Genomic DNA, 14,937 nt, shown 5'->3' on the forward strand with positions numbered 1-14,937 from the left:
CGCCGCTGCCAATCAGGTGTCGCAGACCTGTCAGGATAACGGGAAACGCGTTTGCTCATCCTGCACGGTGTGTAAATTCACCTCAACCTGCTTATGGGGAAGCGAAACCCCCGCCTGTTGGAGAGCGGCCAATACCCGCGCAAGTACTTCACTGCGCAGCCTTACCCAGCTACCGATGTCGTGTGTCCAGGCACTTATCGTGAAATTAAGGGCGTTATCCCCATAGCCGGTCAACACGACGACCGGCGCAGGCTGTTCAGCCACGCCCGGTGTATCACGCAAGACTGCAGCCAACGCTGACAGTACTGTGGAAGGATCAGAGCCGTGTGCGACGGCTATGGGGATTTCGATACGCCGACTCTTGTCGAACAGGGTCCAGTTGGTAAGGTTGCCATTGAGCAGCAGGCCATTCGGCACAACCACGTCGGCGCCATCTGATGTGCGGATGGTTGTCGCACGAAGGCCGATCTCGCGTACCGTGCCTGAGGTCCCCGTTGCATCGATCAGGTCGCCCGGCTGGATTGGCCGTTCAAACATAAGCACCAAGCCAGAGACGAAGTTATTCACGACGTTCTGTAGCCCGAATCCGATACCCACACCCAGCGCACCGAAGATCAGCGTCAACTGACTGACCTTGAACCCTGCCGCAGACAGTGCCACTAACAGGCCAAGCATCAGAACGCCATAATAAATAAGTGATGCGATGCTATTTCCCACGCCTCGCGGCAAGCCTGCGTGATTGGGCAGCTCTGCACGAAGCAATCGCCTTACGGTGCGAGCCGCCCAAAAAGCGAGCCAGGACGACAGCAGGAACACCAGCAGATGGCCAATGTTCAGGGAAAACTCACCGACATCGATACCAAACTCCATGACCGTGCTGCCCACGCCGTAGAGCGGCCGCAGCACGCGAAATCGATCCATGCTGTAGAGAAGCCAGCCGATGGCAGCGCCAAGCATCAGCAAGCGAGTGAATCCAGATTGCAACGCCGTTTCCTGATGTCGAACGAAGTGGCGATTGGCGAGCTCCGGTTGCCCTAACAACGCCTGAAACAGCCCCACGCATGCGGCGATGCCTGCATAGAGCAGCAGGGCCATGTAACCGCTATCGATCACGCCACTGGTTAACGTTTCGGCCAACGAGGTATTGCCGACGACGTTGGCGCCAAGCGCTACGGTCAGCAAGGCAGCTGCTATCCAGCCGATGGGACGCATGACTTGCTGCAAGCGACTGTCAGGACTCTGCATCGCCGGGATTGCACGACAAAGCAGCCAGAGGGTCAGCACCAAGGCAAGGCCGTTGACCGCGAGGAGGTAGATCCGGTAAATCCCGCCGTTATCGGCAGCCAGAATGCCCAACCGATCCAGCCCATACATGGAAACAGCGATATAAGGCCATACCCCAAGCGCACGCAGGGCACCACTGGGCAGCAATAGCAGCACAGGAATCAAGGCCACCAGCAGCGCAATTTCCTGGGCCAATAGCGGAGCATCCGGCTCCAGTACAAGTACCGCAAGCATGCACAGCAGCAGCCAAGTGGAAAAAGGACGACGTAATGCGCGCGTCAGCTTGTCCGGATTCTCCTGAAGACGCCGCGTGCGCCGGCTGCGGACCACTAACCACAGAATCAGGGGCAGCAGCAGTATCTGCACCAGCGTAAGGGCCTGCTGATTGCGGGTCCCGGCCGAGTGGTAGTCGCGGGCGAATTGCACCTCGATCTCTAAACCTCGCCACATGGCGTCCCAGGTTGAGGCTTGATCCATGCTCGAACCAAGGCCCTGCCAGAGCGGCGCAACATCGATGCGTAGCAGCCGGCGGTCCAGAGTGTCGAGCGCCAGGGCCACTTCGTTGCCGCCAGCTTCGATCGTGGCTTTAAGCTCGCTTGCTTGCTGCATAAGTGCAAACTGCCGCGAAAGCTCCACACCCAGATTCGCCTCGGTAGAGTCAACTTGCGTGAGCATGTTGGTGATGCGAGCGGAGAGCACCGGCGGCAGCCCGTCCAGCAGGCCTGCGGTCTGGGTCGACGCCCAGACCGCCCGGCGTTGCGCCAGTTGCAAGGCAGCGTCGGAGTAAGGGCCAAAGACTCGACGCGCTTGCATATCCCAACGCTCCAGGCGGCGAGCGTCAAACTCCCAGTGCCGAGCCAGGCTTTCAATTCGCATGACAGGCAACTCACCAAACACGACGCTGTGAGCCGTATTTTGTTTGGCGCGAGCAGGACGAGCGATATCGTCGAGTGAGCGGCTCAGGTGGATAACCGGGTCCGGCGAGGCAAGCAGCCGCTTGGCCATATCCACGCGCTGTTGATCCTCGGCGGCGCGATCAAGAATATCCGTCAGTGCGATCGGTGATGCCTTCGTTGAGGGCAAGTCCGATGCCGCAGTGCTGCCGGGCAAGGCATCAGCATGGGCAATAGTCGCTAAGCACATCAATGCGCCGGTTAACCAGCGCCGAACGACGGAAGACAAAGCAGAGTCTGGCAATACGCGCATTGAATTGGGTGTCCGTCCGTAGAAATGTCAACTGGCTGTATCGTTTTCGAGAGTACAGATATACCGGTGACCAATACAAACCTGGCTTGGAACATCTGGCCTGCCTACGGCACCGTCTCATGGCGAACGACCCTCCACAGGCCTATTTCAGCGCCTTCAAACGCATACTCGCCCTTTGCACCGCCGCCATTTTTTCAGGCCGCTTCATGCGTTTCCACTTTCTGATGTCGTCCTTCGTCCGGCCACAACTCACACACAGATCACTCCTGAGCTGGCACACCGCGATGCATGGGTTTTCAATTTCTTTGGCCATCGTCAGTCACCCTTGACCAGTCGCTTTTGCCAGTTGCCCTCATGAGCGCACTGGCATTCCTCTTCGGAGTCAAGGCGAACATTGCGATCCGAGAGTTTCAGGTCGATGCAGGCTTCATTCAACGCAATGGCCGTCAGCTCAAAAATGCGCGCCTTCGCTTCAAGCTGAGCGCGCTGTTTGTCCGCCCGCGTTTCGAACACCCAGATCACCTTCAGGGTGTCAGCCAACGCGTTCAGGTCAGCCGTGTGGGTCAGCCAGGTGAAGCCTTTGATTTCACTTTTTGCTGTCTCGCACGCTTCGGTCAGCGTGGCGATTAACCGGTGTTCGATTCGCGCCAGTTCACGTTTGCCGGGTGGCATGGCAATTTCCTCTGGGGCAGGGCAGAAGCGCTCAATCAGGCCGGTCGAAATTCGACCGTCAGGTGCCTGATTTCATGGACCGGCTGGAGACGTTCACGGATGGTGTCGGCGTTCGCAGTGGCGGCGCCAAGGACGCTGACGATGGCCGCATGGGCTTGGGGGCCGACCCGCCAGACGTGCAAGTCGGTGATGGTGGCGTCTCCCGGTTCTTCAACCAACTGGCGGATCTCCTCGGCAACGTGTGCGTCAGTCTGATCGAGCAATACGCCTGCGGTGACGCCCATCAAGGTCCAGGCCCACCGCGCGATAACGAGGGCGCCAACGATGCCCATGGCCGGGTCCAGCCATACCCAGCCCAGATAACGACCGGCGAGCAATGCAGCGATGGCCAGCACCGAGGTCAGCGCGTCCGCGAGGACGTGGACATAGGCCGATTTCAAATTGTTGTCGTTGCCATGAGGGGCATGGGGATGGCCGTGATGATCATGCTGATGGTCATGATCGTGCTCACGATCGTGTCCATGGCTGTGCCCGTGGCCCAGCAGCAGGGCGCTGACGATGTTGACGATCAACCCGGCAATCGCGATGAGGGTAGCGGTGCCAAACTGAACATCGGTGGGCTGCAAGAGGCGCATGACGGATTCAACGCCGATCCCCAGGGAAACCATGCCGAGAATAAGTGCCGACGCGAAGCCGCCCAGATCCCCTACCTTTCCTGTGCCGAAACTGAAGCGCTGGCTGGAAGCGTTGCGTTTGGCGTAAGCATAGGCGGCCGCGGCGATGCCCAATGCACCGGCATGCGTCGCCATGTGAAAACCATCGGCCAGCAGCGCCATCGAGCCGGTGACATACCCGGCGGTGATTTCACCGACCATCATCACCACCGTCAGCGCCACCACCCACAGCGTACGCCTGGCGTTCTCATCGTGCGCCGAGCCCAGGAAGACGTGGTCGTGCAGGTAGTTGATGTTCGGACTTTGCATAAGCGGGCGCCTGGATGTGTTCACTTGGAATAACGACGAATGGCTTCAAGCAGCTCTTCGACACCTTGGTTGCGCTCGGCTTCGCTGAGACCAGGATCCGCCACGTGCGCGCGCGCGTGGTCTTCAATGATCTCCTCCATCAGGCCGTTGATGGCCCCGCGAGTGGCGGCGACAAGGTGCAGCGTCTTGGCGCAGTCGAGGTCCGACTCCAACGCCCGTTCGACGGCCTGGAGTTGTCCGGCGATGCGTTTGACACGCTTGAGAAGATCGTTTTTGTTGGCTGCGACATGACCCATCGGATACACCCCTGGCTAGACGGGATGCAGCATAGGGGTACCCCCTATACCTATGCAAGGATTGACTCGGGCACGGATCAACGATGGATCACCCCCGGCACGCACGCCGGAAATAGCGCCGCACATCGTCCAGGGCAGGCACGACCGCCAGCATGCCGAGGACCAGCGAAAGCGGTACGGTCGCGGTGTACCCCATGTGTTTGAACCCGTACGCGCCCACCACACCGCCGGTGAAAAAGCTCAATGCCAGAGCAGTCAACAGTTTCAGCCGCCCGCGGTTCGCGACCACTCGCGGTTGCCCGGGCGGTGTAGCGCCGTTCCAGTAGACGAGCTTGCCGAGTTCAATACCGATGTCGGTGACGATGCCGGTGATGTGCGTGGTTCTGATTTCAGCCTTGGAAACCTTGGTGATCAAGGCGTTTTGCAGGCCCATGATGAAACACAGCAGCATGACCGTGAGGGACACGACCAATCCGTCCACGGCCGCCAGCCTGGGGCCCAGAAAGCCGAAGCAGAGTAGTAAAAACGCCTCGAACAACAGGGGCAGGGCGAACGCGCTGTGCAGGCGTCTGCGGCGGGAATAATTGACCATGATGGCCGAACAGGCGGCGCCTGCCATGAAAGACAAGAGGGCGCTGCCCCCGCGCAGCAGCAGGTCGTACGCACCCAGCACCGCGTTATCGGCCATGGACGAAACGATGCCGGTCATGTGCGAGGTGTACTGCTGAACCGCCAGAAAGCCCCCGGCATTGATGGCGCCGGCCACAAAGGCCAGGACAAACCCGAGGTGGCGGTTAGCGTCCGGTGTGCGTCTTCGGCCGGTCAGGCTGCGGATGTATCTGATCGCCATCAAAGGGTCCCGTGGCTGCTGAAGTTCCTGACGCCGTTTTCATCCGATCCGTGCAATCACCGCCTTGAGCCTTCAAGACCCTGATAATGACCTGATCACTCACGTCGTCGGGTATAGCTCAGCAAGCGGTCGGACTCGGCCTTCACCACTGAATAGCATTCGCAGCTCAACCGTTCCAGTCGCGGGCGGTCAAGGACCTTGATCTGGCCCCGAGTGTATTCGATCACGCCTTGGCGCTGCAGCTTGCCCGCCGCTTCGGTCACGCCTTCTCTGCGCACACCGAGCATGTTGGCCATCAGTTCCTGGGTCATGGTCAGCTGATTGCCTTGCAGTCGATCCAGCGACAGCAGCAACCAGCGGCACAATTGCTGGTCGATCGAATGGTGACGATTGCACAGACCGGTCTGTGACATTTGCGCAATCAAGGCCTGGGTGTAGCGCAGCATGAGCAGCAACAGCTCGCCGTGACGATCGAATTCTTCCTTGAGTTTATGGCCGGGCAGGCGGAAGGCGCCTCCGGCACTCTGCACCACCGCGCGGCTGGACGTGCTCTCGCCACCCATGAACACGGCAATGCCGACAAGCCCTTCGTTGCCGACCACGGCGATCTCTGCGGAGGCGCCGCTTTCGGTAACCTGCAGCAGGGACACGATCGAGTCGGTGGGAAAGTACACCTGACGCAAAATGTCCCCGGGCTCATACAGCACCTCACCCAATACCAATTGCACCCACTCCATGTGCGGCGCCAGACGCACGAGTTCTTCATCGGCCAGCGCAGCAAGCAGGTGGTTGTCGACGGGCTGCGGCGCGGTGTACATGGTGGAGCTCCAGGAGTGGGGACGACCAACGGAGAGTACTCCAGTGCAGCGCCGGCGCTGGAGGTCAATCATCGGCCGCTTTCGCGTAATCCACCGGCTTGGGGGCTGTCGGCTGCGAACCGCCGCACTGGATGCGAACCCAGCGCTCCACGCCATCGTCCACCAGCGTCAGTGTCATTCCGTCCACCGGCGTGGCATCCAGCGTCATCGAGCTGCCGGCCGTCTCGCCACGGACCACCTCGAAGTGGTACTGCGTCCCTGCAAAGCGGTAACTCAGGTTGAACCCCGGCCAGTCTTCCGGCATCAACGGGTTCAGCTGCAGCAGGTTGCCGCTGCGCTGAAGCCCCAGCAGTGACTCGACGCCCAACCGGTACATCCAGCCAGCGGAGCCGGTGTACCAGGTCCAGCCGCCGCGCCCCGCATGGGGTGCAGTGCCGTAGACATCGGCCGCCATCACATAGGGTTCGACTTTATACGTGTCGATCCTGGCGCTGTTGAGGGGGTCGGCCGGGTTGATCATGTGCAGCAATTGCCAGGCCTTGGCCGTGTCGCCCAAGTGCGCGAACGCCATCGCCGCCCAGACAGCCGCATGGGTGTACTGCCCACCGTTTTCGCGCACGCCCGGCACATATCCCTTGATGTAGCCCGGGTCTTGCAGACCTTTGTCGAACGGCGGATCGAGCAGCAGGACCGCGCGGATGTCCGGCTTGACCAGGTACTGATCCACCGCTTGCATCGCCCGTTGCTGCCGGGCGGGTGATCCGGCGCCGGACAACACCGACCAACTCTGGGCGATAGAGTCCAGCCGACACTCATCGTTGAGTGATGAGCCAAGAGGTTGCCCGTCGTCAAACCAGCCGCGGCGATACCACGCGCCATCCCAGGCAGACGCTTCCAGGTTGTCGCGCAGCTGTTTCGCCTGTTCACCGCAGCGTGCAGCGAATTCGCTGTCGCCGTGGCGTTCGGCGACCCGCGCAAAGCGCTCAAGCACATGGCATCCGAAGAAGCCCAGCCAGACGCTTTCACCCCGGCCGAGATAGCCCACGCGGTTCATGCCGTCGTTCCAGTCGCCACTGCCCATCAGCGGCAGACCGTGTTCGCCACGGCTCAGGCTGTGCTCGATGGCGCGGACACAGTGCCGATACAGCGGCTCCTGCAAGGGAGAGAGACCGGGCAGGTCGTAATAGGATTCTTCCCCCGGCCCCAGCGCGCGCCCTTCGAGGTAGCCGGCGGGTTCGTCCAGCACGGACAGATCACCGGTGACCTCGACGTAGCGGCTGGTGGCGGCGACGAGCCACAGGAAATCGTCGGAGCAGGCCGTGCGCACGCCTCGATTGAGGGGAGGGTGCCACCAGTGCTGAACATCGCCCTCGGCGTATTGATGATTGGCGCACAGCAACAGATGCGTCCGCGCAGCCGCCGGATCGGCATGAATCATCGCCATGCTGTCTTGCAACTGATCGCGAAAGCCGATGGCGCCACCCGACTGGTAATAACCGCTGCGGGCGAGAAACCGGCAGGCGATCACCTGGTACATCAACCAGCCGTTGAGCATCACATCCAGGGCCGGTACCGGGGTCTTCACCTGAACCACCGAAAGCACCGAACGCCAGTGGTCTTTGACTTTCTGCAACTGCTCCGCCGCCACCTGCACGCCTTTGTAGCGTTGCGCCAACTGGGTGGCGGCCTGGGGATTTTTCTCCGCACCCAGGCGCAAAATGACTTCGGTGCCTTGCCCGTGTGCGAGCGCCAATGTCACTTGTATCGCAGCGCACGGGTCCAGACCGCCACCGGTTTTTCCCGACAGCCCCTTGTGCCGCATCGCGGCGGGCGACCGCAGGCTGCCGCAACGTCCGATGAATTCGGTACGGTCCGCCGTGACACTGTGATCGACGGTGTCGGTGTCGAAAAACGCCACGCGCTCGCTGAATTCCACCGACCAGGCGTTGCGCGCAAACAGTGCGCCGCTGGCAGGATCCGAATGGGTGACCACGTGCATGGCTGATTTGCTGCGCAGATCGCCCAGCACCCACTCCACATAGCCGGTCACCGTCAGGTTGCGCTCACGCCCCGAGACATTGCGCAGCACCAGCCTGGAGAACTTGATCGGTGCATCCAGCGCCACGTAAACCCAGAGCTCGCTGTGGATGCCGTCTTCCTCGTGCTCGAACACGGTGTAACCAAAGCCGTGGCGGGTTCGGTAAGCGCCAGTGCCCGAAGCGGGTTGCGGGGTGGCCGACCAGAAGTGGCCGGTGTCTTCATCGCGCAGGTAAATGACCTCGCCGACGGGGTCGCTCACCGGGTCGTTGTGCCAGGGAGTCAAACGGTATTCGTGGGCATTTTCAGCCCAGGTGTAAGCACTGCCGGACTCCGAGACCACCGTGCCCATCTGGGCATTGGCAATCACGTTGGCCCAAGGAGCTGGCGTGGGATGGGAGGCCGGGGCGTTGATGATGTACTCGTCGCCGTCCTGGCTGAACGCACCGTAAGCGTTGCTCAGCGGCAGCGAAACGGGCAACGGCGCAAGGGCCTTTAATGGCGCTGGCACATGAACCACGGTAGCGACAAACGGCGCGTGCACCCGCACGACGCGGCGGCGGTGAACCTGTTCGGCCAGGGTGCCCAGGCCTTCGGAAAACACCAGCCGCGCGGCGGACAGGATCAGCGTGCGGTCTTCGTTGGACATCTGCTGCGCCATGCGCACGAATATGCCGCCCGGCCGATCCACCAGCGTGGCTTCGCTGCCGGAAGTGACCAGTCCCATGATCGCGTCCTGCAGTTGCTGGCGATAACCCACCTGATCTTCGTTCCAGATGAGGAGGTCCGTCAGCAGGCCTTTCTGACGCCAGTAGGCGTGGGCCTGAATCATCTTCTGGACCAGCTCGATGTTCTCAAGGCTTCTGACCTGCAACAGCACGATGGGAAGGTCGCCTGAAATCGACTGCCCCCACAGGCCCTGCTGATTGCGCAGGTTGGCCGTCAGCACGGTGCTGTCGGCGCGCAAGCCTGCGTTGGCGTAAATCAGGGAAGAGGCCATCTGTTCAAACAAACGGGCGTCGGCAGGGGAAACGTTGAGCTGACGCAGCAGCACCTGGCTGTGGGTCCATGACAAATCGAAGACCCGGTCCGCCAGGTGTCGGTCCCGGTATTTGTTGATCAGCGAGAGGCAGTCTTCGCGGCTGTCGGCCACGCCCGTGACCAGATCGATGGTGCCTTGCTGCCCGGGCTGCAGGGTAATCCGGCAACGGATGGCGACAATCGGGTCCAGAACCGGGCCGGCGCTGCCTGACAGTTGCTCGCAGTCCGGGTCCAGCGCGGCCGGCGACTGGGTGCTGCGGCCTCGGCCAATGAAGCGGGCGCGGTCGGTCTCGTAGGAGATGGCCTGGATATCAACGCCATGGGCCGCCAGCAGGTGGCACATCCACGGCGTGTGTTCATCGCTGGCCCGCGGGCGACGGCTGCAGACGATGGCTTGCAGCGGCAGCAGCAATTCGGTCTGCACGAATAACTTGCTGAACGCCGGGTGCATGGCGTCCGTTTCCGGTGACGCCAGCACCACTTCCGCGTAGGTGGTGATCTCCAGCGTCTTCGTAGACTCCCCGCGGTTGGTCACGTGCAGGCGCCGCAGTTCGATGTTGTCTTCAGGGGAGACGACGATTTCCATGTGGGTGTCGAAACCCAGTTCCCGGGTGCGAAACTCGGCGCGGGCATCGCTGAAAATAGCCTCGTGGCTCTCGGCCCGGTGCAAGGTCGGCTGAAAGGCGCTGGACCAGACGGCGCCTGTGGCAACGTCTCTCAGGTAACAGAACATGCCCCAGTTGTCCCGGGTCGCATCTTCATGCCAGCGGGTGGCGGCCATGTTGTCGAGGCGGCTGTACCCGCCGCCGGCGCTGCTGAGCATGACGTGGTACCGGCCGTTGGAGAGCAATTGCACCGCCGGGCGCTTATGCCCCGGGTTGGCAAACACCCTCAGGTCGTTCTCCTGCCCGGCGCCGGTATCACTGGCGGCGGGCTGCTGGGCGGTTTGCAGGTAAGGCGCGGCCACTTTCGGCACCCGCTCTTGCAACAGCAGCAGGGCCGATTGCAGGGCCGGGTCCGACTCAAACCGCCGTTGCATCGGCTGGTTGAGCAGCACGCTGGTCAAGGCCAGCAGGCTCATCCCCTGATGATGCGCCATGAAGGACTGCACCCAGGCGTAACGCTGGCCCCGCGGCAGACGCGCTTCGGTGTAATCGACAGCTTCGTAAAGTCCGTAGCGTCCGGAGGCGCCTTTGCGTGCCAGGCGCTGCAGGTTTTTGCAGGCCGCGTCGGCGTCCACCATCAAGGCCAGGACGCTGGCGTAAGGCGCGACAACCACGTCGTCGCCCAGGCCGCGCTTGAGGCCGAGGGCCTGAACGCCGAACGCCCGGTACTGATAATTAAAGTGCGCATCCAGCGTGTAGTATCCTGATTCCGACACCCCCCACGGGATGCCCAGGCGTTTGCCATGTTCGATTTGCACGGCCACCGCCGCCCGGCAGGTCTGGTCAAGCAGACTGCCGTCGTAGTTGGGCATGACCAGCATGGGCATCAGGTATTCGAACATCGAGCCGGACCAGGACATCAAGGTCGGTACGCCGGCGGAGTCGCCGAGCAGTCGCCCGAGGGTGAACCACGCCCGCTGCGGAATCTGCCCCTGGGCGATCACCACGAAGTTGGTCAGGCGCACTTCTGACGCCAGCAAGTCGTAATAACCGGTGTCCAGGCGACGCTCGTCGGCGTTGTAGCCGATCACGAACAAGTCGCGCTTGTTGTCATAGAGCAGGGAGAAGTCCATCTGCGCCAGATCGCCCGTCAGCAGAATCAGGCGATCGATCCGGACGATAGCGTCGAGGGCCATTCTGCGCACTGCTGCTATGCGCGGGTGATCCTCCGCAGCCCAGTCAGCTTCATCCAGCCGGGACAGCGCCCGCAGTGTGCGGCGACGGGGTTGGCGGCCGGCCAAAGGCGGCGGCAGTCGATAACGTTCGAGGGCCGCGAGCCAGTCATCACACTGCGCGAGCAAGGCGTTTTGCCAATACACGCTGTCTTCGCCGCCACCGGCTGCCATGGCTGCAACCCGGGCACGGACGGTCTGTAACGCCGTCAACAGCGCACGGGTGTCATTGGTTCCGGCGGGCTCGTCGAGCAGGGGATAGAGCGCGGTCAACGTGCCAGCGGTGTCCGTCGTTTCAAGCAGCGTGTCCAGCGTGATGCGCAGACCCTTGAGCATGGCAGCATCGAACACCGCAGCGTCGGGCAGCTGAATCAAGCCGGCGCGCAGGGTCAGCAGGTGCCCGGCCAGGTTGCCGCTGTCAACGGTGGAGATGTACTGAGGGCGCAGGGGCTTGAGTGTCTGCGTGTCATACCAGTTGTAGAAATGTCGTTGGTACCGCTCCAGGCTGTCCATGGTGTCCAGCGATGCGGACAAACGCTGCAGCAGTCGGTCGGTGCTGAGGTAACCAAAGTCGTGGGCGGCCAGATGCGCGAGCAGCGCCATGCCCATGTTGGTCGGCGAGGTCCGGTGGGCGATCACCGATTTCGGCTCCTCCTGAACATTGTCAGGGGGCAGCCAGTTATCCTGGGGCCCGACGAAGTCATCGAAGAACGCCCACGTCCGCCGCGAGAGCACCTGCAGGAAGCGCAGTGCGTCCACCGAGGGCTCGAACACGGCATTTTCCGGCATCGCGCTCAGGCGCCAGGCGATCCAGGGGCCGGCAGCCCAGGCGAGCAGGAACGGCATGGCAATCAGCAGAGCCAGCGGGTCATTCATCAAACCGGCCAACCCGCAGAGGGCGAGGGCAGGGCCTGCCCACATTTCGCGGTAGAGCCCCGGCAGCGGGTTCTGCGTGTTGCGCTCCACTTCCCGGGAGGGTTGCCACTGCAATAACAGGCGACGGCTGAACAGGATGCGCCAGAGCGAACGGGCAATGGCGCCCACGCTGTAATACATCTCGAACGGCAACCATGCGACGGTGGCAGCGATCTGGGCGAGGTCCTGCCCCAGACTCCTGCACAGCGCGGCGAGGTATTGCCGGTAAGGCACGTTCAACGGCGGTTGCAACCCGTCGGTCAGGGTCCTGAGCAACGGTTGCATGACCAGCAAGCCGACCACCGCCAAGGTCCAGGCCAGCGGTTCACTGCTGGCGAACCAGCCCCAGGCCAGCATCAGCAACACTGCCGCCGGCTCAAGGCTGCGGCGCAGGTTGTCGAGAATCTTCCAGCGGGCCATGACATCGAGACGGTTGCGTGCCCATTGGCCGCGGGTATTCAGGGTCCAGGGCAGAATCCAGGGGATCAGCTGCCAGTCGCCGCGAATCCAGCGATGGCGTCGCTTGACGTCCACGCTGTAGCGAGACGGGTATTGCTCGTACAACTGCACATCGCTGAGCAGGCCTGACCGGGCGTAGCACCCCTCGATCAAATCGTGACTGAGGACCTGGTTGTCCGGCAGACAGCCCTCCAGCGCACAGGTGAACGCGTCGACATCGTAGATGCCCTTGCCGATGAACGAGCCTTGTTTGAACAGGTCCTGGTAAATGTCCGAGACCGCCCGGGTGTAGGGATCGACGCCGCCGCCACTGCCAAACAGGCGCGAATAGATCGAGCGGGGGGTGCTGGTCAGGCTGATGCCGACCTGGGGTTGCAACAGCGCGTAGCCGGAAATGACACGCTCACGTCGCGCGTCGAACACCGGGCGGTTCAGCGGGTGCATCATGGCGGCCACGCACTGGCGGGCAACCTCTCCCGGCAGGAGCGTGTCGGTATCAAGGGTCAGCACATAACGCACCGCGCCAAGGGCAGAGGTGTCGCCTACGATGGTGGTAAAACGGTTGTCGTCCGCACCCCGCAGCCAGGCGTTGAGGTCAGTCAGCTTGCCGCGTTTGCGCTCGTGGCCCATCCAGGCGCGTTCACTGGCGTTCCAGCGGCGCGGGCGGTGAAACAGGAAAAACCGCGCGGGCAGTTCGTCCTCGTATTTGCCGTTGAGTCGGTTGATCGCCGCCGAGGCATAGTCGAGCAGGTCTGCATCCGCTGCCTGCACTTCGGCCGGCGCATCGAGAAAGTCGGTCAGCAGCGCGAAGAAAAGATTGCTGTCGCGATTGGCGAGGAACCTGACTTCCAGGCCCTCTACCAGGTCGTCGACGTCCGCGCGCGAACCGATCAGCGTCGGAATGGCGACCAGCGTGCGCGCTTCATCGGGAATCCCGTTGGCGTAATCCATCTTCGGCAGCATGGCGGGCAGCAGGCTGAAGGTGACCAGCCAGTTGATGAGGCTGAAGGCCAGGCGACTGGTCATGACCAGGCAGGGCACTGCCAGTGCGATGAGCGCGAGATCGGGCAGCCCGTCCCGGTGTGCCGAAGACAGCAGCGGCAGCGCAAAAATAATGGTCAGGGCACCGGCAGGTGCCAGATAAAACGTCAGCGGTGAGCTTTGCAGCAGGCGTTTCCAGCGTTCGTGAAAGGGCACACGGGCGTCCAGCTTTTGCTCGAGCACCCCGATGCCGGGCCCGACCAGGAAATACCCGATATGGCGGGCGAGATCGTCTCCGGCTGACGCGTCCCGGTGTTCTCGGGAGAGCGCCACAACGGTCTGCGCGACGGATATTTCAGTGCGTCCACTGCGCCTGGCCAGCCGTTCGATGACGTGGCGATAGCTGTCGCGGGTGGCGAAGTCCATGCGCGGATAGACCTCGGCCGGGTCCTGTTGAAGGGTCTGCTCGACATGGCTCATCCCTTCGACGAACTCGCGCCAGGGGGTCGCTGAGAGCAGGCGCAGGCTGGCGATGCTGTTGCTGATGGACATCTGATCCGCCGACTGCTGCTGCGCATCGAATTGCACCTGCCGCTCGATGCTCGAACCGGTCTCGGCGAGCAACTGCTCGATCCAGTTGAGCGGCAGCGCCAGGGCAGCGCTCTGACCCTGCAACCGACGGGCGAACTCGGCAACGAAAGCAGCGGTCGTGGGCGGGGACGAATGGGCCATGTCAGCGACAGTCAGCACCACGCTTTTCACGTCGTGCTCGGACACCTCGATGAGCCGCTCGGCCCAGTCATCCGCCAGATTGCGATCGTCCCAGTTGGCCATGACCCGGGAGGCCACCCGCCGCAGGTTCTCGATCAACGCCAGGCGCAGCATGATCGGGATAGCCCACAACTCGCCCAGCGCCAACGGCATGACCGTCTGGTACGACACCACGAAGCGCGTAAGGCTCAGTTCGTCAAAGCGGCCATCACCGTGGGAAATGGTCTCCAGGGCAATGTCGTACACCCTCGGCAAACCGCTGGAGGGCCCATTGCTCAGGCGCGGCAACTCACGGCTGTAACCCTGGGGCAGGTGCGATCTGGCTGTGCGGATGTGATCTTCAATCAGGAAAAAATTATCGAGCAGCCACTCGGCGGCGGGGGTGATCCGGCGGTCGGAGGCCTGGGCCTCAGTCAACGCGCTGCAGCTTTCCTTGAGCAATGCCTCGTTGTCATCCAGCCTGCCCAGCAGGAAGTCCCGCGTGGTCACTGCACCGAGCTGATGCTGAGTGGCCAGGTCTATGCCGTGGCTGGCCATCTGGTCGGCGTTGAAGAGTTCGGCGCGCAGCAGTCGCTCGTAGGCGAACCCCAGCTTCGGGTGAGCCCCGGCGCGACCCGCCAGCCTGACCCGTGAGATCGCCTGTTTGGTGCGTGTCCATGTGCTCGTCATTAGTTTCCCTGAAATGACTTGCACTCCGGCGGACGCAGCGTTTTGGGCGGTGTGCGCAGCGGAGCGCCGGCACTGATGTGCCCTGGTGAACGATGCGTTCAGACCACGACAGTGTGAG

Annotated in this window: 8 protein-coding genes; all 8 read right to left on the minus strand. The window is 62.3% G+C overall.

Features of this window, described 5'->3' with window-relative positions:
• Positions 1-30: 30 nt before the first annotated feature.
• Positions 31-2,490, minus strand: a complete 2,460-nt coding sequence (locus SLW75_RS08230) for a mechanosensitive ion channel family protein (protein ID WP_410934129.1) — start codon at positions 2,488-2,490, stop codon at positions 31-33.
• Positions 2,491-2,632: 142 nt separating this feature from the next.
• Positions 2,633-2,803, minus strand: coding sequence for a DUF1289 domain-containing protein (locus SLW75_RS08235; protein ID WP_410934130.1), 171 nt, complete (start codon positions 2,801-2,803; stop codon positions 2,633-2,635).
• Between the two features lie 2 nt (positions 2,804-2,805).
• Positions 2,806-3,162 (minus strand): hypothetical protein, encoded by a 357-nt coding sequence (locus SLW75_RS08240; protein WP_410934131.1) that lies wholly within the window; start codon positions 3,160-3,162, stop codon positions 2,806-2,808.
• Between the two features lie 35 nt (positions 3,163-3,197).
• Complete coding sequence (gene dmeF, locus SLW75_RS08245; protein WP_410934132.1) at positions 3,198-4,145, minus strand: CDF family Co(II)/Ni(II) efflux transporter DmeF; 948 nt, start codon at positions 4,143-4,145, stop codon at positions 3,198-3,200.
• Positions 4,146-4,165: 20 nt separating this feature from the next.
• Positions 4,166-4,441 (minus strand): metal/formaldehyde-sensitive transcriptional repressor, encoded by a 276-nt coding sequence (locus SLW75_RS08250; protein ID WP_192130313.1) that lies wholly within the window; start codon positions 4,439-4,441, stop codon positions 4,166-4,168.
• 88 nt (positions 4,442-4,529) lie between these two features.
• Entirely contained in the window at positions 4,530-5,291 is a 762-nt protein-coding gene (locus SLW75_RS08255) for a YoaK family protein (protein ID WP_410934133.1), read from the minus strand.
• Between the two features lie 95 nt (positions 5,292-5,386).
• Positions 5,387-6,109 carry a Crp/Fnr family transcriptional regulator gene (locus SLW75_RS08260; protein WP_192130315.1) on the minus strand — a complete coding sequence of 241 codons (723 nt, stop codon included), beginning with the start codon at positions 6,107-6,109 and terminating at the stop codon, positions 5,387-5,389.
• A 64-nt stretch (positions 6,110-6,173) separates the two neighbouring features.
• Positions 6,174-14,819: a GH36-type glycosyl hydrolase domain-containing protein gene (locus SLW75_RS08265; protein ID WP_410934134.1), complete on the minus strand. Its 8,646-nt coding sequence runs from the start codon at positions 14,817-14,819 to the stop codon at positions 6,174-6,176.
• Positions 14,820-14,937 lie beyond the last annotated feature (118 nt).

This window comes from Pseudomonas sp. W5-01, from assembly GCF_046540435.1.
GTDB lineage: Bacteria > Pseudomonadota > Gammaproteobacteria > Pseudomonadales > Pseudomonadaceae > Aquipseudomonas > Aquipseudomonas graminis_B.